The sequence below is a fragment of the Ruegeria sp. AL3 genome (assembly GCF_056536065.1).
The window spans coordinates 797,352-818,508 of sequence record NZ_JBQFJG010000001.1; the positions used below are offsets into that span (position 1 = coordinate 797,352).

At 55.5% G+C, this 21,157-nt stretch carries 17 protein-coding genes and 1 tRNA gene; 13 read left to right on the forward strand and 5 right to left on the reverse strand.

All coding sequences use genetic code 11. The features are described 5' to 3' along the window. Nucleotides 1-708 carry a cysteate racemase gene (gene cuyB, locus ACR3E6_RS04015; RefSeq protein ID WP_480485960.1) on the forward strand — a complete coding sequence of 236 codons (708 nt, stop codon included), beginning with the start codon at nucleotides 1-3 and terminating at the stop codon, nucleotides 706-708. A 53-nt stretch (nucleotides 709-761) separates the two neighbouring features. Here the strand turns inward: cuyB and ACR3E6_RS04020 are convergent, their stop codons facing one another. Continuing rightward, complete coding sequence (locus ACR3E6_RS04020) at nucleotides 762-1,673, reverse strand: LysR family transcriptional regulator (RefSeq protein ID WP_480485962.1); 912 nt, start codon at nucleotides 1,671-1,673, stop codon at nucleotides 762-764. Nucleotides 1,674-1,914: 241 nt separating this feature from the next. Here ACR3E6_RS04020 and ACR3E6_RS04025 point away from each other — a divergent pair, with 241 nt between their 5' ends. From ACR3E6_RS04025 to ACR3E6_RS04040, 4 genes are all read left to right on the forward strand, one after another. Continuing rightward, the gene (locus ACR3E6_RS04025) at nucleotides 1,915-2,880 is read left to right on the forward strand and encodes an ABC transporter substrate-binding protein (RefSeq protein WP_480485964.1); all 966 of its coding nucleotides are present in this window, start codon (nucleotides 1,915-1,917) and stop codon (nucleotides 2,878-2,880) included. Between the two features lie 67 nt (nucleotides 2,881-2,947). Then, the gene (locus tag ACR3E6_RS04030) at nucleotides 2,948-4,003 is read left to right on the forward strand and encodes a quaternary amine ABC transporter ATP-binding protein (RefSeq protein ID WP_209834135.1); all 1,056 of its coding nucleotides are present in this window, start codon (nucleotides 2,948-2,950) and stop codon (nucleotides 4,001-4,003) included. After that, complete coding sequence (locus ACR3E6_RS04035; protein WP_480485967.1) at nucleotides 4,000-5,541, forward strand: ABC transporter permease; 1,542 nt, start codon at nucleotides 4,000-4,002, stop codon at nucleotides 5,539-5,541. The genes ACR3E6_RS04030 and ACR3E6_RS04035 overlap by 4 nt, the downstream gene beginning before the upstream one ends. After that, the gene (locus ACR3E6_RS04040; RefSeq protein ID WP_480485969.1) at nucleotides 5,538-6,257 is read left to right on the forward strand and encodes an alpha/beta fold hydrolase; all 720 of its coding nucleotides are present in this window, start codon (nucleotides 5,538-5,540) and stop codon (nucleotides 6,255-6,257) included. The genes ACR3E6_RS04035 and ACR3E6_RS04040 overlap by 4 nt, the downstream gene beginning before the upstream one ends. A gap of 268 nt (nucleotides 6,258-6,525) precedes the next feature. Here the strand turns inward: ACR3E6_RS04040 and ACR3E6_RS04045 are convergent, their stop codons facing one another. Continuing rightward, a complete protein-coding gene (locus ACR3E6_RS04045) occupies nucleotides 6,526-7,431 on the reverse strand; it encodes a hypothetical protein (RefSeq protein ID WP_480485971.1) in 906 nt (301 codons plus the stop codon). A gap of 145 nt (nucleotides 7,432-7,576) precedes the next feature. Between ACR3E6_RS04045 and ACR3E6_RS04050 the strand changes: the two genes are divergently transcribed. Beyond that, nucleotides 7,577-7,652: transfer RNA gene (locus tag ACR3E6_RS04050), tRNA-Thr, on the forward strand. Between the two features lie 1,013 nt (nucleotides 7,653-8,665). Here the strand turns inward: ACR3E6_RS04050 and ACR3E6_RS04055 are convergent. Beyond that, complete coding sequence (locus ACR3E6_RS04055) at nucleotides 8,666-9,691, reverse strand: LacI family DNA-binding transcriptional regulator (RefSeq protein ID WP_171724145.1); 1,026 nt, start codon at nucleotides 9,689-9,691, stop codon at nucleotides 8,666-8,668. A 114-nt stretch (nucleotides 9,692-9,805) separates the two neighbouring features. On the opposite strand from ACR3E6_RS04055, the gene ACR3E6_RS04060 reads away from it, so the two are divergent. From ACR3E6_RS04060 to ACR3E6_RS04080, 5 genes are all read left to right on the forward strand, one after another. Then, nucleotides 9,806-11,317: a tripartite tricarboxylate transporter permease gene (locus ACR3E6_RS04060; protein ID WP_171635718.1), complete on the forward strand. Its 1,512-nt coding sequence runs from the start codon at nucleotides 9,806-9,808 to the stop codon at nucleotides 11,315-11,317. Next, nucleotides 11,314-11,784, forward strand: coding sequence for a tripartite tricarboxylate transporter TctB family protein (locus tag ACR3E6_RS04065; protein WP_480485973.1), 471 nt, complete (start codon nucleotides 11,314-11,316; stop codon nucleotides 11,782-11,784). Before ACR3E6_RS04060 ends, ACR3E6_RS04065 begins: the two co-directional genes overlap by 4 nt. 49 nt (nucleotides 11,785-11,833) lie before the next feature. After that, nucleotides 11,834-12,796, forward strand: a complete 963-nt coding sequence (locus ACR3E6_RS04070; RefSeq protein ID WP_171635713.1) for a tripartite tricarboxylate transporter substrate binding protein — start codon at nucleotides 11,834-11,836, stop codon at nucleotides 12,794-12,796. A gap of 64 nt (nucleotides 12,797-12,860) precedes the next feature. After that, nucleotides 12,861-14,264 carry an acylating sulfoacetaldehyde dehydrogenase gene (gene sauS, locus ACR3E6_RS04075; protein ID WP_480485975.1) on the forward strand — a complete coding sequence of 468 codons (1,404 nt, stop codon included), beginning with the start codon at nucleotides 12,861-12,863 and terminating at the stop codon, nucleotides 14,262-14,264. Next, nucleotides 14,261-15,760: an AMP-binding protein gene (locus ACR3E6_RS04080; protein ID WP_480485977.1), complete on the forward strand. Its 1,500-nt coding sequence runs from the start codon at nucleotides 14,261-14,263 to the stop codon at nucleotides 15,758-15,760. The genes sauS and ACR3E6_RS04080 overlap by 4 nt, the downstream gene beginning before the upstream one ends. 153 nt (nucleotides 15,761-15,913) lie before the next feature. On the opposite strand, the gene ACR3E6_RS04085 is transcribed toward ACR3E6_RS04080, so the two are convergent. Then, entirely contained in the window at nucleotides 15,914-16,174 is a 261-nt protein-coding gene (locus ACR3E6_RS04085) for a hypothetical protein (RefSeq protein ID WP_480485979.1), read from the reverse strand. Nucleotides 16,175-16,544: 370 nt separating this feature from the next. Here ACR3E6_RS04085 and ACR3E6_RS04090 point away from each other — a divergent pair, with 370 nt between their 5' ends. Next, nucleotides 16,545-16,910, forward strand: coding sequence for a hypothetical protein (locus ACR3E6_RS04090; RefSeq protein ID WP_480485981.1), 366 nt, complete (start codon nucleotides 16,545-16,547; stop codon nucleotides 16,908-16,910). A gap of 208 nt (nucleotides 16,911-17,118) precedes the next feature. Next, a complete protein-coding gene (locus tag ACR3E6_RS04095; protein WP_480485983.1) occupies nucleotides 17,119-17,619 on the forward strand; it encodes a hypothetical protein in 501 nt (166 codons plus the stop codon). Between the two features lie 11 nt (nucleotides 17,620-17,630). Here the strand turns inward: ACR3E6_RS04095 and ACR3E6_RS04100 are convergent, their stop codons facing one another. Next, a complete protein-coding gene (locus tag ACR3E6_RS04100; RefSeq protein ID WP_480485985.1) occupies nucleotides 17,631-20,399 on the reverse strand; it encodes an AsmA family protein in 2,769 nt (922 codons plus the stop codon). Nucleotides 20,400-21,157 lie beyond the last annotated feature (758 nt).

Here is a 21,157-nt window from a genome sequence, read left to right on the forward strand (position 1 = left end):
ATGACACTGCGCCCCATCGGCATTCTTGGCGGCATGGGCCCTGAGGCAACGATCCTCCTCCAGCGCAAGCTGGTCGAGGCTGTGCCGGTGAGCGACGACCGGGACCACATTCCGCTTTTGATCGACATGAACACTCAGGTCCCGTCACGGATCGCGCATTTGATCGAAGGGGCGGGCGAAGATCCGGGGCCGACACTGGCGGCGATGGCGCGACGTCTTCAGGATGCCGGCGCCGTGGCGCTGGCAATGCCCTGCAACACGGCGCATCACTATGCCAAGGCGATCACCGAAGCCGTGACCGTTCCGCTGTTGAACATGGTTGAACTGGCCGCGGATCACGCCGTCGGGACACTCGGGAAGGGTGGGCGCGTTGGTGTGCTCGCTTCTCCGGCGGTGCGCCGTACTTGTCTTTTCGAAACAGCCCTGCACGCGCGCGGGCTGTCAACCGTTTGGCCAACGGATGACAACGCGATGTTGGCGGCGATCCGCGCGATCAAGGTCAACGGCCAAAACGACAAGGCGCGCGAAACGCTGCAAGCATCCTCAAGAGCCTTGGTCAAGGCGGGGGCGGGCTTGCAGTTTGTCGCTTGCTCTGAATTCTCCCTCATTGCCGACAGCGTCGCGGATGACGCCAATGCAGTGGATACGATCGATCTGCTGGTCCGCGCGATCGTCAATTTTTCTCAGACGGGCCGGCATACGAGGTAAAGGCGCATTTTCCGTTCAACGGCCGGTCGGTGCGCCAAAACGAATCCGTCCGGTCACAAACGCTGCCAAAGCTGGTGCGCGATCTGATCCAAGCTGGCCGGATTGGAAAAGGCTGAAATCGTCAACGTTGCACACCATGCATCGTCACCGATCGGCACCAGCAACCCCTGATCCAGCTCCGCCGAGATCGACGTTTCGGGCATCCAGGCAAATCCGCTGCCAGTCATCAATCTTCGCTTGATCGTTTCGACGAGGCTATCGACATATATCGTTTCGGTATTCTGGGGTTTCCGGTCAACGGTGTTTTCAACGACCATGCCCAAGAAGGACGATCGGTCATAGGCCAGATAAGGGATCGGCGGGCCATCCTGCCGGGACAAATCCCAACCCAGTGTCCGAACCGGCTGTGCGGCAGCCACCGGTATCAGACGGTCCTTCAACAGATCCTTACGCTCGAACGCGGTTTCGTCGATCATGGGCGAGACAGTATGGTGATAGTAGCACAGCAGGATATCCACCGCGCCTTCGACCAAAAGATCACAGCAGGTGCTTAGAGAATCGGACAGGACGCGCGTGCGCAATTCCGGGATCTGCTTCTGCAACTCTTCTATGCGGGTCGCCAAAAAATTAACCGCAATGGTGTGCAGAACCGAAAACCGGATGAACCGACTGTCGCCCCGGTCGGCGTCCCGCAGGGATTGGCGGGATTCAGACAGCTGTGAAATTGCCGCCTGCGCAACAGGCAGGAATTGTTTGCCGGCCTCGGTCAATTGCACCGGATAGGTTGCCCGATTGACCAAAGGCAGCCCCACCCAGCTTTCCAACGCTTTGATTCTGCGACTGAATGCGGATTGCGTGATGTTACGTTCATCAGACGCACGGGTGAAGTTCAAGGTCCGGGCGAGGCATTCAAAATCGCGTAACCAATTCAGATCCAATGCGTATCCCCGCTTGTGAAAGAGCATCTTCAGCAAGGATACAGAAAATTATGCAGAAAAAGAATAGTTTGATGAAATGTTCGAATTGGCTCTCGGAAAAGCTCCTGTTCTAGACTTCCGGGCAGGGTCTGGCGGTTGGTCTTGTTTCAGCCTTCCGTCCGAATGTGTCGCCAAAGACATGTTGGCGCGCCCCTATTGCGCGACGGGAAAATCGAACGACGGAAAGAACGACGCCGAACCACGGCGCATTTCAACAGAGGAGAAGACCATGAGAACCAATCTGAAAAAGCTGGGGATGGCTGCTGTGATCAGCGTCTGCGCTGTACCGGCATTCGCAGCCGAAGAGGTGAAAATCGGCGTGCCATCCTGGACCGGTGCACAAGCGATTGCCCATGTGCTGGGCGCGGTCGTGGAAATGCGCATCGGGGGCAAAGTGGAATATGTGCCCGGCAACAACGCCACGATCTTTCAGGCGATGGATCAGGGCAAGGGCGATATCGACGTTCATCCCGACGTTTGGCTGCCCAACCAGGAAAGCTTCACCAAGAAATATGTGGACGAAGCGGGCACCGTCACTCTGTCATCGAACCCCTACGAGGGTAATCAGGGTTTCTGCGTCAGCAAAGACTTTGGTGAAGCCAACAACATCACCGACATCGCCGATCTGGGCCGCCCGGATGTGGCCGCATTGATGGACAGTGACGGCAATGGCAAAGGTGAAATGTGGATTGGCGCGCCAGGTTGGGCTTCGGCCAACGTGAACGAAGTCAAAACCCGCGATTACGGCCTGCTTGATTTCATTGAGCCGATACGCGCCGAGGAAAGCGTGAAAACCGCGCGGATCAAGGACAGCATCGCCAAGGGCGAAGGCTACGCCTTTTATTGCTACAAGCCGCATGCCGTCTGGTACATGTTCGACGTCCAGATGTTGACCGAGCCACAATTCGACCCGGCAAAATACGTGATGGTCCAACCGTCTGATGACCCGGACTGGTACAACAAATCCAATGTTGCGACCAAGGACGCGCTCAAGAACGTGCAGATTGCGTGGTCCAACACGCTGCCAGAGCGTTCTCCGGCGATTGCCGATTTCTTGGCGAATTTCGCATTGACGGCGGATGATGTCAGCGGGTTCGCCTATGAGATCAGCGGCAAGGGCCGCGACCCGGCGGACGTTGCCCGTGAATGGGTCGAAGCAAACCCGGATCGTGTCGACGCCTGGCTGGGTCTCTGATCTTTCGTCCCAAAACAGGGTGGCGGCAATGGACGGCGCCACCCAAATGCGCACCTCTGGGGGACTTATGAGCGACGACACCGTTATTGAAATCTCAAATGTCTGGAAGATTTTCGGGGGCAGGCCCGAGGTGGCGTTGCAGGCAATCCGCGACCGTGGATTGGACAAGGCCCAGGTGCTGGCGGAATACAACTGCGTTGTCGGCGTCGCGGATGTCAGTCTTTCGGTCAACCGGGGCGAGATATTCTGCATCATGGGCCTGTCAGGCAGCGGGAAGTCCACTCTGGTTCGCCATTTCAACCGGCTGTTGGAACCCACCGCAGGCAAGATCGAAATCGAAGGCACTGACGTGATGGCCCTGGGCCCGAAAGAGCTTCAGCAGTTTCGCAACAACAAGATTGGCATGGTGTTTCAGAACTTTGCGCTGATGCCGCATCGGTCTGTGCTGGACAATGTCGCAATGCCGCTGGAGATCCGGCAGGTCAGCAAAAATGAACGCATGCGTCAGGCCGCGGCTATTCTGGATATCGTCGAACTCGGAGCCTGGGGATCGAAATTCGCACACGAGCTGTCCGGGGGTATGCAGCAACGTGTGGGCCTTGCCCGGGCACTGGCAGCGAACCCGGATGTGTTGTTGATGGACGAACCGTTCTCGGCGTTGGACCCGTTGATCCGGCGGCAATTGCAGGATGAGTTCATTCGACTGAGCAAAATCCTGAAAAAGACGACGATCTTCATCACCCATGATTTGGATGAAGCCGTCCGCATCGGGAACCGGATCGCAATCATGCGCGACGGCAAGGTGGTGCAGATCGGGACGGCCGAAGACATCGTCATGAACCCCGCCGACGACTATGTCGCCGATTTCGTGGCGGGTATCTCAAGGCTCAAGGTGGTGCGTGCCCACGCCGTCATGCGGCCCATACCGGAACATGTCGCGACCCACGGTCCGCTGCCCTCGGATGCCCCGCGTGTGAATGAAGGCGAAAACCTGAGCACGCTGATCAATCTGGCAATCGACACCGACAGCGCGATCCTTGTGGAGGACGGCGGCGAGGATGTTGGCGTCATAACCCGTGCCGATCTGTTGCGCACCGTGATCGAAGGAACCGAAGTGTCATGAGGTCTTCAGATGTGAACCCGCTGGAAGATACCGAGAGCGAAGCAGCCCAGGCATATGCCGAAGAGCGGCGCGAAAACATCCGGGCCTTTGTTCGCACCAGCCCCGACTATTACATCCGCAACTTCGACAAGATCGGCGCGTCGTCCCGATTTACGCCGACTTTCAATCTGATGGCCGGGTTGTTTGGCCCGGTCTGGTTCGGTGCGCGGGGCTTGTGGTCATGGGCGTTGCCATTTCTGATCCTGGAAACAATAGCCTATGTGCAGATCGCGCGCGGGTTGTTCGGCGACCTGACGGCCGAGGCAATGGAACGCATCGCGTCAATTGAAGGGACGCTTGAGCTGCGCCGTCAGCAGTTGGCCGCTGCCATCGAAAACAACTCGGACAAGATCGACGTCTACCAGCGGACGGTGGACTCGCTCGAGGAAAACATTGGCGGCATCCGCGCCGAAGCCGAAGCAATGGCCGCTGAAGGGCCTTACATCGTTCTGACCGGCCTGTTCATTCTGATCATCGTCAAGCTTGTTCAGTCTCAGGTGGCAAATTGGGCGCTCGAGTCGCGTTTCTCGGAATGGCTGTCAGATCGTTCAATCCGATCTGCAATGCCGGTATCGCAGATCGTGTTCAGCGCGATCTTCATGGCGCTGATCGTTGCTGCGGCGATGATGCATTACAGCTTTCCGGGGCGTTTCTCGTTGCTCAGCCATTTCCCGACAGACCCCAATATCCGCCTGACCAGCATCACCTGGGTGGAAGATTTCATCGCCTGGTGCGTGCGCAACAGCGAAGCGTTCTTTGACGGGCTGACATTCGGCATCCGTACCCTGCTGGACGCGCTTGAGGTCATCTTGGTGCAGACGCCTTGGATCGTGATCGCCAGTCTCATCATTCTGCTGACATGGCTGACTGCGGGTGTCAGCACGGCAATCTATTCGGGCGCGTTTCTGGCCTATATGGGGCTGTTGGGCTTTTGGGAGGGCGCAATGACCACGCTGGCCTTGTTGGGGACAGCGGCATGCCTGTCGATTGTCATCGGAATTCCACTGGGCATGTTCGCGGCGCGTCGCCCTCGGTTCTACGCTTTCATCCAGCCGATCATGGATTTCATGCAAACCATGCCCGCCTTTGTTTTCATGGTCCCCGTGATCGCGTTTTTTGGTGTCGGCAAGCCGGCGGCGGTTGTGGTCACGATGATTTTCGGTGGTACGCCCGTGGTGCGCCTGACCGTTCTCGGCTTGCGTGGCGTGCCCGAAAGCGTGCGCGAGGCGGCGATCAGTTTCGGCGCCAACAAATGGTACCTGCTCACCAAAGTCGACTTGCCGCTGGCAAGCCCGTCGATCCGGGCGGGGATCAATCAGACAATCATGTTGTCACTGGCAATGGTTGTTGTTGCGTCTCTGATCGGTGCCAAAGGGCTGGGCGAGGATGTTCTTGAAGCGTTGCAATACGCGAATGTGGGCCAGGGTATTCTTGCGGGGTTCTCAATCCTGTTCTGTGCCATGATCCTCGATCGGATTGTACAGGGCGGCCGGAAATGACACCCATCGTGTTTGTTCATGGGTTCCTGGGCGGCAGTCGGCAATGGCAGCGGCAGGTCGAGGCCCTGAAAGGTTACGATGTCATCACGCTGGATCTGCCGGGTTTTGGCGAAAATGCGCAACGTGACGCGTTTTGCAGCATCTCGGGATTCGCGGACTGGGCGCTGAATGAGCTGAAGGCGCGCGACATCGAGACATTCCACCTGGTTGGTCACTCGATGGGTGGAATGGTCGCGCAGGAAATGGTTGCGCGCGCGCCCGAGCGTGTTGACCGTTTGGTTCTTTATGGCACCGGCTCCGTCGGTGTGCTGCCCGGGCGGTTTGAGACCATCGACACCTCGAAAACCCGTGCCTGTGCAGACGGGCCGAAAGTGACGGCGCGGCGGATTGCGGCAACCTGGTTTCTCGAACGCGAAAATGCTTTGGAATATGAACTTTGCGCCACGATAGCCCAGAAAAGCAACCTGAAGGCCATGCTCGCTGGATTGGATGCGATGCACTCCTGGAGCGGCGCTGAAAACCTGCCGGCAATCAAGACCAAGACGCTGATTATCTGGGGGGATCGTGATCGCACCTACCCATGGAGTCAGACGGAACAGTTGTGGCAATCCATCCCGAATGCAAACCTCGCGGTGATACCAAACTCTGCACATGCGACGCATCTGGAAAAAGCCGAGCTGTTCAACGGGATATTGCGAGACTACTTTGCTGCCTGATGAATTGCGCCAAACAATTGAACCGGTCAGATGTTGCCATTCCGCGGCAAACCGGATGATCGATTTGGTCGAACGCCATGGTCCGTCAGATTAATCCGTTGATCGGCCGGATTTTACATATCAACGCGTCGCCGCAAGACCACCAGTTCCTGGCCTGATATTCGGCAGGGCCCCAAATTGGCATGCGTTCCTGCCCTCACGCTTGAATCGTCGAAAAAGTTTCCTTCGCGCAGTTGTGCACCCAATCCAACGGCACTGCGCAAATCGATCAGATTTGCAAAAAACGAACGTCCGGCATGGACCGGATCGTGGCCAGATCTTGCTCGTAAAGCTCTGTGAACGCTTCAACTATATCGGAATTCCAGCCCGGCAAGTCGAGCTCTTCTTCGATCTGCTCCGGTCGGGCGTATTCGTCCAGAATATTTGCCATCTCTTCACGTCGGCGGCCGGGATCGATGGCGTCCCCTTTTCTCACGATGTCCAATACATGACGTTGTCCGGCTTCTGTCAAAAGGGAGGACAGGAATGCAAACTCTTCATGAAGCACAGCCTCATCAGGCAATCCCGCTATGGCGCGGACGATATCGCCCCAGATAAGCGGCGAATTCTCGTGTTCCCACAAGGTGAGCTGAACCTGAGGCGCAAGATCCCGCAGGTCTTCGATCATGCCAAGCCAGCTGAGGCAGCTTAAATCGGTGCTGGCCAGAATGTCCCGCCGATGGTCCTCATGGATCGAGGCCAGAATCTTTGGAATAAAAACCCCGGGGTTCACCAGCCCTGCAAACACTTGAACCTGCACGCCGCCCAGCAGAGTGTCCGCATGGGCCGTTCTATTCCCCGCAAACGGATAGATCTGGCCGTCTTGCAGCGCGGTGCGCCTGGGGCCAAAGAACTTGTCGCTCGACACAACCACGCGGTCCAGATTCTGGTTTCCGGCAACAAGCTCGGACAATCTGTTCCGTGCGTCTGCATCAGATACATCCTGCAGAATCGATTCAGACATCACTTTGACGAATAGCCGGGACCGACGCGGCCCCAGAACCGCAGTTCGGTACTTGGCCAGTACGCTCCTGTTCGCACCAAGCGAGGACATCACCAGCCCTTCATCCGAAAAGGCAACACCGGCGTGGATGGCAACCTGCATTTTTTCCTTTACCCCTTGGCTTTTCTGCATAGCCGCGTCCGTTACCACACGCGAGATATTTGCAACGGATGAATTCAGCGTTTTTTGCACGTTCTCAGGAAATCGGGCAATGTCTAAGTTTGGGCTAAAATTCAGGCTTGCAGTCCACTGCCAGAGGAAGTAATCGACAGCCAGTGCCCCTATAGCTCAGCTGGTAGAGCAACTGATTTGTAATCAGTAGGTCCGCGGTTCGAGTCCGTGTGGGGGCACCACTTGAAATCATTGAAAATGAACAAATAATTTCGCATCGCTGGCGATGTGCGTTTCGAATTTTCAAACGTTTTTCTAACGTTCGCGGTTTCGTTGCCCCGTCGTTTAAACGTGCCGGCGACTCAGTGAAAAATTTCCAGGGTGCGCCAAAATCCCGCTACATCAGGGCTTTAGCGTTCCGCCGTACAGGGGGCATCTTTGCTCAGTAGGTGGGAAAACACGATTCCGTACTCTCAGCCTGTCCAGTCGATTTGACTGGGAGAAGAGAGGTTTCCCTTGCCGTCGGATTTGATCAAGGGCCTCAGCTTCTTGCTCCCTTTTTGTGAAGCGAAAAGGGAATCCCGTCGAGGAATGGGTTCATCTGATCAACGGTAAGCTGCTTGTCGTCACCAACAGTTTGATTGTCGACTATGAGATTTCGGCCGAAACTCTTCTTGATCTCAAGTTCGACGCCAAAGTAATCCGAGCTTTGTCAGCCTTTGGGTCAGCCCCATCATATCTGATCAACGACCAAGAAGACTTTTGTCAGAAGTGGGACGACGGCCAACGGTTTTTCATATCCAGAAAGGGCGCATTGAAACCCATATGGTTTCCCGGATCACCACGCGACTTGGCTGGTCGAAAAAGCGTTGAACGACGACCATGTTCCCAAGAGCCCACGGCGATCCAGAAAGGCAGGAAGCCGCGAAAGAACATCGAACGACGGCGACGATTCTTCACTGATCGAAGATTGATGGATTGGCCGCTTCAGAGAGATCAAGTGGCCTCGGAACAGCCCCGCGCCGAACGTTCAAGAGTCATGGGCGATGCTGCGATCCAGATGTTCGGTCAAGGGACTTCTTTGAGCGTATTTCGACAAGCGCAAAACACGGTCGACGCGGAATACCGACCTTCTCAAAATCGGTATTTGATTGGCAACAAACCAGAAGAACAGACTTTCGGCGCTGATGTTTCGACACCGCCCGGTCCAAAATACAGGTCTCGGAACTTGTTTCGGTTAAGGAAGTCCCGAGATTTATCTGGACGGCGCTCCTGATGGGGTGGACGTCGATGCCCTGGTCAGCACTTTCAGGTCGCACTTGGTCGTCGTGATCTTTTCGGAATGCTCTGCGACAATGCTTGTGATCAATTCTGCGGACAGGGCGCCAATGCGCTTGGCTGGGATGCGAATGGTCGAGAGGGACGGTTCGATTTCGCTTGAGCCTTTGAAATCTCCGATTCCCATGACGGACAGGTCTTCAGGAACACGCACACCGCAGTGTTTTGCTGCGTACAGCACGCCCTGAGCGATAATGTCATTGCCGCATAAAATAGCGGTAGGACGTGGTGAATGATCCAACAAGCTTATGCAGGCGCGTTTGGCTTCCAAAATGCTATAGGGGGCTTCCAGGCGCCATTGTTCGGGAACCTCGATCCGTTCCAATCCCAATTCTTCCAAGGCGCCGTGCAACCGGTCATATGCGCGATCATTCCCGGCAGGGTCGGGAAAGATCAAACCTATGTCGCGGTGTCCCAAATCCAGCAAGTGGCGTGCGGACAAACGGCCAGCTTCAGAATTCTGAACACCCACGCAAGACAATCGCGCTTCATCGTCATAGTTCCAGATTGCAATCGTCGGAACACCCTGTTGTTCGATCAATTGATACGTCGATTCCGAGTGTTCAAGCCCGATAAGCGCAAGCCCGTCAACGCGATGCTCCATCAGTTTGCGCAGCATCTTGTATTCGCGCTCCAAATCGAACCCGTGCGAAGCAATCAACATCGTGAAACCATGCTGGTCCAGCCCATCCGAAAAGGATTGGATCAGTTCGGCGAAGATGGCGTTGTCGATTGTCGGAACCACCAGCCCGACAGTTCCGCTGCGTCGGCCGTGCATGACTTGCGCGGCTCGGTTGCGAATATAACCAAGCTTCTGCACCGCCCGGTCAATCTTTTTCCGAGTCGCCGGCTTGAGCAATTCCGGGTGATTGAAGCTTCTCGAAACCGTCGAGATGGAAACACCGGCAGCCTTTGCGACAGCGACAATATCCGGCTTATCCATATGTTTTTTATTCACAACTTTCATTCGATCGAGGCTATTTATGAAAACATTTGCAAAACTATTTTCATCTCTTAGCCTAAAATGTCAACGCGCAAACAAACACAGGGATGCAACGTGGAATTTCTGTATTACTTCGGAGATGTCTTCACACCGGTCTCGTTCGGGCTGTTGCTCCTGGGAACGATTGGCGGGCTGATTTTGGGGGCAACCCCCGGACTGTCACCCACCATGGCCGTGGCCCTGCTGATCCCATTCACGTTTCATCTGGCACCCGTTCAGGGGCTGATCCTTCTTGGCGCGGCCTATACCTCGACGGTCGCCGGCGGCGCGGTCAGCGCCATCCTTCTGAAAATTCCCGGAGCGCCCGCAAACATCGCCACGACGTTGGATGGGCATACGATGGCCAAGCAGGGCAAGGGCGCACAGGCGTTGCAGCTGAGCTTTCTGGCGTCTGCCGTTGGGGGGGTGATCGGAGTGCTTCTGCTCATCTTCCTGACACCGGTTCTTGCGCAATGGGCGTTGGCCTTTGGACCAAGCCACCTGTTCTGGCTCGCCATCCTGGGCGTAACCGTCATTGGATCGCTGGATAGTGCATCCGTTGTCAAAGGGTTGCTGTCGGGATGCATCGGTCTTTGGCTTGCGACCATTGGGTTCGATGACATCATGGGCGCGCAACGGTTCATCTTCCACCCGGCGCTTGGTGGCGGCATCAACATCATCGCCGCGCTCATCGGGCTTTTTGCAATTCCTCAGGTCCTGACCATGTTCGCCAAGGGCCGCAACACGGCAAATGCCGAAGTGATCGAAGTCGAAAAGCACTCGATCATGGATGCGGTGCGTGAGCTTCTGCGCCGCCCGAGGGCGCTGAGCATCGGCACCATTACCGGCTCGGTCATCGGGCTGATCCCGGGCGTCGGTGGACAGATCGCGGGTTTGGTCGCCTATGACCAGACCAAGAAGTTCAGTCCCGAGCGCGAGAAATTCGGAAAGGGCCACAGCGAAGGCGTGATCGCAGCGGAAAGCGCGAACAACGCCATGGTCGGCCCCAGCCTTGTTCCGCTTTTGACGCTCTCGATCCCGGGGTCGCCGACTGCGGCGGTGCTGCTGGGCGGCCTGTTGATCCACGGGATTTTTCCCGGCACGGACCTTTTCGACAACCACCCGGATGTTGCCTGGACCTTCATAAATTCGATGCTGATCGGGCAGGTGTTGATGTGCATCTTCGGTCTTTATGTCGCGGGCCTTGCCGCCCGGGTGGCGCAGGTACCGCAGAGCGTCATGGCCGCAGTTGTTCTGGGCCTGGCTGTCTTCGGAAGCTATTCGGTACAGTCCAGCATGGGCGACGTCTATGTCATGGCGGCACTTGGCGTCATGATGTACTTTCTTGAGCGTTTTGGCTTTTCAGCTGCGCCACTGGTGCTTGGCCTGATCCTTGGCCCGATTGCCGAGGCGAACTTCATTCAAGGTTCGATGATTGCAGGGGCCAGCGAAGGGATGGCCAGCTATTTCCTGACCGGAACGCTGAATATCGTTCTGATCGCAATCGTCATCGCTTCGATCGCCTATTCGGTCTGGATGGAGCTTCGCAATCGTCGCTACACATCAAAAGAGGAGATCATGGCATGAGTTCCGTCAGTCTTCCACGCGCGCAACATATTGTGGCGTCCGGCGTCATTGCTGCCGTCGGGATCTGGGTGGCATGGGTCAGCTATACCCAGCAACCGGCCGAAGCTTTCTTGTTCCCACGCCTGATTTCGACTGTGTTTGTCGTTCTGGCCCTGTGGACGCTTGCCAAGGCGCTTCTGGGCTGGACCAAGGTGGGCAACGGCGTCTCGCGCAAGGATTTCATTTGGCTTCTGCCAGGACTGATTATCGCGCTCATCTACATCTTTTGGGCCGCCAAGGCGCTTGGGTTTTACACCGCCGGAACGATCACATTCTTCTTGCTGCTCAGCTTCTATGACCCTGCACCGCATGGCGAAATCAAAACCTGGACCAGGCGTGTGATCATCACGATCGGGTATTTGGCCGTAATGTATGGGCTCTTCGCCATGCTCCTCAAAGTTTACACGCCACGAGAAGTATTTTTCTGAAAAAGACTGCGCGAAAAGCGGCTTACGCAAATCCAAGGGAGGATCTGAAATGAAACATCTACTGGCAGGCGCTGCACTGGCGCTGATGTCCCTGACCGGTGGCGCGGCCGTCGCGCAGGACTACCCCGAACGCCCGATCATGATGATGGTCAGTTACGGTGCGGGTGGCGCCACCGACTTTCAGGCGCGCATCGTCACCATGACTGCAGGAAATGAAGACGCGCTTGGAATGCCCATCGCGATCATCAACAAGCCGGGGGCCGGTGGCCGTGTCGGCTGGAACTGGTTTGCGACACAGGCCGAGGCTGATGGCTATACGCTGGCGGCTTACAACATCCCGCATTTCATCGCCCAGTCGATCAAGGGCGGCGTTGAATACTCGGCAGACAGCTTTGAGCCCATCGCCAACTGGGGGGCGGATCCTGCGGTATTCGTCGTGGCCAAGGACAGCCCCTTCAATTCCATGCAGGAGGTGGTGAACTATGCCAAGGAAAACCCGGGGAAGCTGACCTTTTCGGGTGCGGGCCTGTTCGTCGGGCACCACATCGCCGCTTTGCAGCTTGAGAAGGAAGCCGGGGTCAAAATGGCGTACATCCCGACCAAGGGCGGCGGTGCGGCGGCCATGAAAGCCGTGATTGCAGGCGACGTCATGGGCGGCGTGAACAACCTGTCCGATGCGTTCCGCGCACAGGAAGCCGGAAATGTCAAAATCCTTGGCGTGTTCGATCTGGAACGCAGCGCGTTCCTGCCGGACGTCCCCACACTGAAAGAGCAAGGCTTTGACATCGACAATGCCAGCGTGAATTTCCGCGGCGTCATGGTCCCCAAGGGCACCCCGCCAGAGGTCATCGACAAACTGGCCGCTACAGTCCCGGAAATGTTCAAAAACGCGCGGGTAGCAGGAAAAATGAAAGCCGGTGGATCACCCATGCACGTCATGACCCGCGAAGAGGTTCAACAGATGTGGGCCGCACGTCAGGAAACCCTGCAAGAGCTTCTGGCCGGTCTGTAACGATTTGAGCAGTGGCACAGGATGGGGCGGTTTCCGCCCTGTCCCCACCAATAGGAATTCAATGATGAATGCACATGATGACATCGCCCAAGTCAGTTTGATCATGACCCGTGCGCGCACCGCTCAGAAAGAATACGAAACCGGCGCCAGCCAGACGCGCTATGACCGCGCAGCAGCTGCCGCCGCCTGGGCGATCATGGAGCCTTCACGCAACAGGGCTTTGGCCGAACTTGCGGTCAAGACGACAGGACTGGGCAACGTGCCGGACAAGGTGATCAAGAACCATCGCAAGACCCTTGGCCTGATGCGCGACATAAAAGACGTCAGAACCCATGGGATCATCCATGAGGATGCAAGTACCGGCATCACCGAGATTGCGCGCCCAATCGGGGTGATTGGCGCCGTGGTGCCGTCGACGAACCCGGCAGCCACACCCGCCAACAACATCATCAACGCGTTGAAATGCGGCAACTCGGTTGTTGTCGCCCCGTCACCCAAAGGCGTTGCAAGCTGCGAGCTGCTTTTGCGTTACATTCATGCCGAGTTCGACAAACTGGGGCTGGATCACGATCTGGTCCAGATGATTCCCCCGCCGGGTTCCAAGGCCAAGACTCAGGCGATGATGGAGCTCTGCGACCGGGTGATCTGCACCGGCAGTCAAAACAATGTGCACCGCGCACAGACATGCGGCACCCCTGCGGTGGCCGTCGGTGCGGGCAATGTCACCGTGATCGTCGATGAGACAGCTGACCTGAAGGCCGCTGCCCGGAAGATCACGGCCTCCAAGACTTTCGACAATGCGACCTCCTGTTCGTCCGAGAACGCATTCATCGCCGTCGACGCAATCTATGATGATTTCGTCGCAGCCCTTGCCGATGAAGGAGGCGCATTGGTGAAGGACGAAAACCAGATCGTCTCAAAGCTTTGGCCGGATGGGCATCTGAGCCGCGAAGTGATCGCACAGGACGCCGACAAGATGATCAAGGCACTGGGCATGGTTGGTCAGGTGCCTGAAAACACAAGGTTCCTTGCAGTTGAAACCAAGGGGATCGGTCCGGATCATCCGCTTTCGGGTGAGAAACTAAGCCGCGTGGCTGCGCTCTATCGTGCAAACGATTTCGAGGACGCCCAAGCCATTGCCGCTCAAATCTTGCGGTATCAGGGCGCGGGGCATTCCATCGGGATACACACCGCCGATGATGCCCGTGCGGTGGCGTTGGGTGCCTCGATGCCCACCTGCCGCGTAATCGTCAATCAGGCTCACACCTTTGCGACCGGAGGGTCATTCAACAACGGCATGCCTTTCTCGCTTTCGATGGGGTGTGGCAGCTGGGGTGGCAATGCGATTGATGAGAACCTGCATTGGAAACACTTTGTCCAAAGCACCAAAGTCATCCGTGAAATCCCGGCAATCGAACCTTCCGTCGAAGATATCTTCGCGGATTATTGGGCTGATGCGGGGACATGAGTATGGACGATCAGACGCCCCCAGGAGGGACAATCCGCAGCTGGCTGGACGAACGCGCAAGCACCATCGGTGATCGTGATGCTTATCTGTTTTTCGACGGAGAAGCTGCGCTAACCTGGTCATCCTTGAGGGATCGGGCACGAAAACTGGCCGAAAATCTGACCGCGCAGGGATTGGACAAGGGGGCCAGCGTTGCCATCCTTCAACCAAATGGGCGCGAGGCGATCGAATGCCTTTACGGCGTGCTCTATGGCGGGTTCCGCGCAACGGTCATAAACCTTGTCGCCGGGGACGAGGCCATTGGATATGCGCTGGGCCATTGCGACGCACGAATTGCGTTTGTCGGCGACGCGCAGGCCGATCTGTTCGACAGAGTTCGCCCCAAAGAGATGACGCGGTATTCAGCCTCTCGTTTCGATAGGGCCCCTGATCTCCATGCGCTTGGTCCCGATGACGACGCGCTGCTCATGTATACCTCAGGGACAACCGGTCGCCCGAAGGGGGTCGTGCACAGTCACTTCAGCCTGCTGGCAGGCGGATGGACCCCTACCGTTGCGCACAAGCTGACACCGGCGGATCGTGGTCTTTGCGTGCTTCCGATCTATCACATCAACGGGCTCTGCGTGACCGTGCTGAGCGCGCTTGTTTCCGGCGGTTCCCTGGCCGTGGCCGAAAAGTTTTCAACGCGCAAATTCTGGGACCAGTGCCAGAGCGCCAAAACCACGTGGTTTTCGGTGGTGCCGACCATCATTTCGCACTTGCTGCATTCCGAATTGACACCCGCGCAGGAAACCAGAGCACGCCTTCGTTTCGGCCGCTCGGCATCCTCGCCGCTTGCACCAGATGTACAAACCGCGTTCGAAACCCGTTTTGAAGTCCCCATCGTCGAAACAATGGGCCTGACGGAAACAGCCGCACAGATCTTGTCCAACCCGCTGCCGCCGGGCGTCCGCAAGATTGGGTCGCCGGGCAAAGCTTACGGCAACGAGGCATGTATCCTGTCGGCAGATCTGACCCCCCTGCCGCCAAACACCAAGGGCGAAATCGCCGTACGCGGCCCCAATTTGATGAGAGAATATCTGAAGAACCCGGATGCCACGCGCGCGACATTCACGCCCGATGGCTGGCTGCGCACCGGAGACCTAGGGCATATGGACGAAGACGGGTACTTCTTCGTGACCGGCCGTTTGAAAGAGCTGATCATAAAGGGCGGAGAAAACATCGCCCCTCGTGAAATCGACGAAGCTCTATATTCGCACCCTGACGTGATCGAGGCTGCCGCATTTGCACGCCCTTGCAAAACCTACGGTGAACGCGTTGAGGCCGCCGTCAAATTGCGAACCGGGTCAAGCGTTTCATCCGACCAACTCATCGCGATATGCGTCCAACGGCTGGGTGCCTTCAAATCACCTGATAAGGTGCACTTGTTGCAAGACTTGCCAAAGGGTCCATCTGGAAAGATCCAAAGGATTAAGCTGCCTGTTTTGACACAGTGACCGATTGCAGCCCATAGAGGCCCCGCAAGCAGGCTTGCAATTTCCGATATGCAAACCAGACGGGCCTTCGCAAGGCATTGACCAATAACGGCATTCCCGAGGCTTGGGCCGGAACCAGAGCTTAAAACGATTTGAGCCATTTCATGAAAATTCTCACCGTGACCCTGTCTTGATCGCCGGGGCGGCAGGAGAAGTAGAGCCCACGATCCAATGGAACCCGGCTTTCATCAAGACGATCAACCGACCAAGTTCCAGATCCCACTCTGCCAGAAGATGCCTGGCCAGTGCCTCGCCCTTGGGCGAGTTCTTTGTTTTCCTCAAGCGCCATTCCAGCTTCACACCGAGCTTGCTTCCCATGAAGAACGGCGGGCGATGTACCATCAGGTAGATATCGGGTGGCTTCCCTGTAGCCACTTTTCGATTTGAGCAGGCCCGCCTGCATGACAGTATGGCCGATTCGATGAAGACACGCCAACGCCGAGCCACCCGTTCAAAACCAACCAACTAACCCGCAGAACTATGGGCGGATACCGCAAAACTATGGGGTATCCGCAGTGCTATGCGCGCACCTACGCATGTGTAAATCCGCTTATTACGCTGCATTCCCAACATTTATTTCATTGAAGAAAATCTTGGAAGATTGCCCATAACTCTGCGCTTTGTTTATGCATAACTTTGCACGATTTGCCCATAAGTTTGCGTGCCACAGAGAACCCATCGAACAAACCAGCTCCTGTGGCTTAAGGTCGGTGACAAGATCGGCGACGTAACAGAGATCAAACTGATGGAAACACTCATCAAATCGATCAAAAACGAGATGATATGTATTCCAAATGCCCAGCTGCTCAATTCCGAAGTTGTGAACTACTCACGAAAAGTGGATGGTCGGGGGCTATTGGTGCACACGACGGTGAGGATTGGCTACGAGGAGCCTCCCAAGAAAATCAAAGCGATGCTGATTGAGGCGGCACACCGAACGCAAGGGTTGAGAAAGAGCCCAGAGCCATATGTGCTTTGGACCCAGTTGGCAGATTACGCGATCAACTATGAAATCAACGCGTACACTTCTCGTGGATCGAGTTTACCAAAATTTTGTCGGATCTTCGCGAGAACATTGTCGATGTTTTTAATGAAAACGAAACTCAAATAATGACTCCGTCTTACATCGCTGACCCACCGGAACCCAAAATACCTTCAGCTGATTGAGTGTGAGCTTGCTCACATATCTGACTAACAACTCGTCAGGGTCATCTATGAAACTTCAAAAACGCAACACCGCCGTCGTCGGATTGGATTGATTGATATTGAGCAATGATTAGAATCAAACAAGAAATCTTCAGAACTCAGCGAGGCTCCGGATGATCAAGTGGGTACTTTCCGCAACTGCAGTGCTTCTGCCTGGGTTTGTTCACGCAGCCGGGATGGAACAGTGGGGTGAGTCCGGCGACTGGGCAATTCTCATCGATCCAGAAAAAGGCAACGGTTGTCTCGCATGGAGAGCCTTTGAAGACGATATGACAGTAGAAATTGGCGCTGCACCAAACCAGGCTGGCGGCTTTTTTGCCGCCTACAATCCGGCCTGGGTTCAAGTCGAGGACGGTGCGACAGGCATAGTAAGATTTGATTTTGGTGATGCGCAGTTCGAAGGTGAGGCCGTAGGTGTCTACAAGAATGGCGTGCCCGGTGGCTACGCCTTTTTCGACAATCCGGCATTTGTAACCGAGTTTGGAAAACGCCAAAGCGTTACGATCATTGGCGAAAGCGGAGCCGAAGTCGAACTCGATTTAAGCGGATCCGCAAAAGCCATTGAGGCCGTTCTGGCGTGTCAGGCGGAGCAGCCAGATCCGCTGAAGAATTAGGTCGCGACCGATTACTGCAATTGGTTGATGTCTGGCACGCAAGGTTGCCTGTTTACTGGCATTGCATCAGCGCCCTCTGGAGCCTTGTTCCTAGACCCGCCCACATCCAGCTTGAACTTCGGTGATGAAAGCTTACCTGTCACATCAAACGGCCAAGCGCTGCGGGAAAGGGGTTTGCCCACGCGCCGTGGCTCCGCTCGTATTGCAATCGTATCGTTCAGCCAGTCCACTTGTCCCCTGGCCACCAACTGAACAGATGCTGTTTCAATGACGATGGAGTTTGAACTGACCCGCCCGGCCTGAATATCAACCGGAGCAACCACGCAAGTGATGTCGGTGTAGCCTTGTCTGAACTCTTCTGAAAACAGCCAAGGGAAAATACCTAGCCCGGCCAACTCAAGGAGACTGGTACTAATGTAACCTTGCGACATCGACAAAGACGCTTTGCCGCGCATGGAGTTGATGAAGGCCTTGCCCGAGGCGGTACTACCCGAAACGTTGAATTCACCACTCAAACGCCCGTAGGCATCAATTCCAATCCCTAACTCATCAAGGATCTCACCGAACTCCCACCCTGAGGTCGACCCCGACAATGAAAGCCAATCAGGTGAGTCAATCAGATCCATGACCGCCCGCAGGCTGAAGGTTCCGCCGCCATAAGCCATCTGAAGAGGTCCGAAATCCACGGTTCCGTCTTTTGCAGACAATTGGCTGGAAACAGATGTTACGCCTTGCTGGCCTACAATCTCTTTGAATTCGATCTGTACCTCGACGTCAGCTTCTCGCAGCACGCGTTGCACATCCAGAAGATCGGCAGGCTTCCCTTTTTCCTTTGGCAACACCAAGGGCTGGACGTTTGTCTCCTTCGACAAAACCAAAGGCTGAACTTCGGCTTCAGGTTCTTTTGGGGTTTCCCCTACCAGGCTTTTGAATTGGTCCAGCACGGCAGTCAGGTTCTTCAGGTCGTTGAGATCGAGCCTCTCGCTGGTAACGTTGCCGCGAACAACAGAAGAGCCATCCGGAAATTTTGCATCGAAAGCCGCTAGAAGCTGCGAGGAGCCAGCTTCGAACTCGATTGCAGCATTAAAGTCCTCGCCCTGCTTTGAGGTTTCAGCATCAATGCCGAGTGCGCCAATTTCGATAGGTTGCAGGTTGAGCGCGTTCAGAAATTGAGCACCATCGCCCACATCCAGGTTCACGTCGAAATCAAGCCCGGCCAGCCCTTTGAGCTCATTGACCGACAACGCAAGGTCGAGCGCCCAAAGATCGGTGTCATAGCTGGTCGCGTTGAACCTATTTAGTGATACCGGGCCTCCCGCATTGGATATGCTGAAGTCCGCCTTAATACCGCCAAACTGGTCGACAAAACCTTCGTCGAGATTGGGCAAAATCAACTTGGCAGGCCCATTCAGCATGCCATCGAAGCTCACGTCCTGAAGCTGAAGCAGGTCGAGTACTTCGCCTTCAGCTTTCAGAAACGGCTCCTCAATTGGGCCGGCTTGCAAGGTAATGCCCAACATCGCGAGGCGGCCATCCGGCATGCGGCGAATGCTCTCGATAGAGGCTGGGCCGATCACGTCCAACCCTTGGTCAAAGGCGTTGGTTTCGAACAGTAATTTCTCGAATTCGAAGGAGGCGAGGGATCCAACCATATGCATTTCAAAGCCAGTGAACTTCAGATCTTGGATACTCTTTGCTGCTTGAGGCGGCTGCCCCTCTGGGTGAAGGCGCGCATTGAAAAGCAGATCGACGCCTTTAGCTGTATAGAGGTCATCTATCGAACCTTCAGCTTCGAGTTTTTGCCCATCTTCAAGGCTTACGGTTGTAGTAAATGCTTCGATCTTTAGGGCGTCCTGAGACACAAGCTCAGCTTGCAACTGGCCATTACCTTCCAGAACGCGTTCCAATCCCATGACATCGAGAAAGTCACCGAATTCGCCAGTATCCATCTCCAGGACAGCCCGATAACCGCCACCTTCGTCTTCCGCGAATGGCTCGCCATCGTAGCGGACAGTCATTTCTCCAAAGTTGGCTCTCGTCGTAAACGGCGCGTCATGGGGATAGTCGCCCTTGATTTCAAAACCTTGACCGTTGACCGAGCCGGAACCAGAGACCTTTGTTCTTTTTCCGTTATCTACTTGTTCAAGCGCAAGCGACTGAAGGTCAAACACAAATGAGAAGCCCGAGACCTTGTCGTCGATGTTTAACCCGATTGATGTGAAATTGACGTTCTTGTCGCTGAGAAAAGTAAGAATCCCACTGTTTTCTTTGCCACCAACTTCGGACGTTTCGAGTTCGGCCTCAGCATCCTGATTGTCCTCTGCAAGCGACCCGTTGGTTTGAGGCGTTGGCATTGGTCGGCTTTTTCGCCAGCTTGTTGTCCCATCCGTGGCTGTAAGAAAGTTAGCCTGAAGACCGTCCACCAAAAGGTTGTCAAAGTGCAGACGTCCGTTGGCCAAGGCGGCAACGTCCAGTTCCAGTTCAAGCAGTTTCAATTCTGCAAGAGAGGTCTCTGGCAGTGTCTCGCTCGGGATGACCACGCCGCCGACATAGATGTGGGTAATGCGACCTAGTGCGACGCTCACATCGTCGTTGACCAGAAGCGGCTGCCCAATTTGTTCCGAAAGAGCCTTTTCCACAAGGTTGCGTCGCATATCTGAGAACAACGGCGCAGCAAGTAGCAACCAAACAAAAGCGATTGCTGCAAAAGCGAGTAGCGCAACGAGTCCAATTATCCTAAACAGCCAAGTTCTCATTTGCTTCCCTGTGATCGCTTTCATAATTCAGTTTAACCGCAAATCGGAAATCTCCAATCTTTCTAACAACTAAGGATATAGTGATTGCTATGTCGCGTTGGTTGCGTCCGTAGGATTGCATCCTATTTTCTGAGTTTTGGTGGCCTCTCGCCCAGGTCAGCTCGTTCACAAAGAAAGTCCATGGGTTTGTGCTGTGCTTTCGGGAGTGTCCACACTCGCGCCTAGATTTTCCGCCCTTTGATCACAGAGACGGGCTGAACGCGTCTGGCAATTTCATCAGCTCTGCCGCGACTTTGTTCCCGATTGCGCAGTGCGGTGTTTTTTCGTTGCTGGCGTTCAGTCGTCCTGACAGATGGAGATAGACTTATAGTGCATAGTGCCGTGGAGGCAGAAAATTCAGGCACTAGTATTTGCGCATGCAACGAACGGCAGCTTCGAATCGCCCCAGTGCGGCATCAAAGTAGACTTCATAAAACTTGAAAAGGGCCGTCCGCGAAACTTTGCAAAGTCTGCTTTCTGCGCGTCGCAGACGTTCGCGAGAATCCAAGCAAAAAGGCCGCATGGAACCCAAGGTTCCTTAGGAAGGCCCTTTGCGTGATCGAGCAACGCAAAGGACCATAACCGCAACGACTAAGCCAAAAACTGATTGAATTCATCGCTAAGGCAGACAATCGCGCAGCGCAAAACTATGGGCAAACTATGCAAACTTATGGGGTATCCGCAGTGCTATGGGGCTCCCTACACATGATGTAGGTGCGCTCATAACGCTGCATTCCCAACAT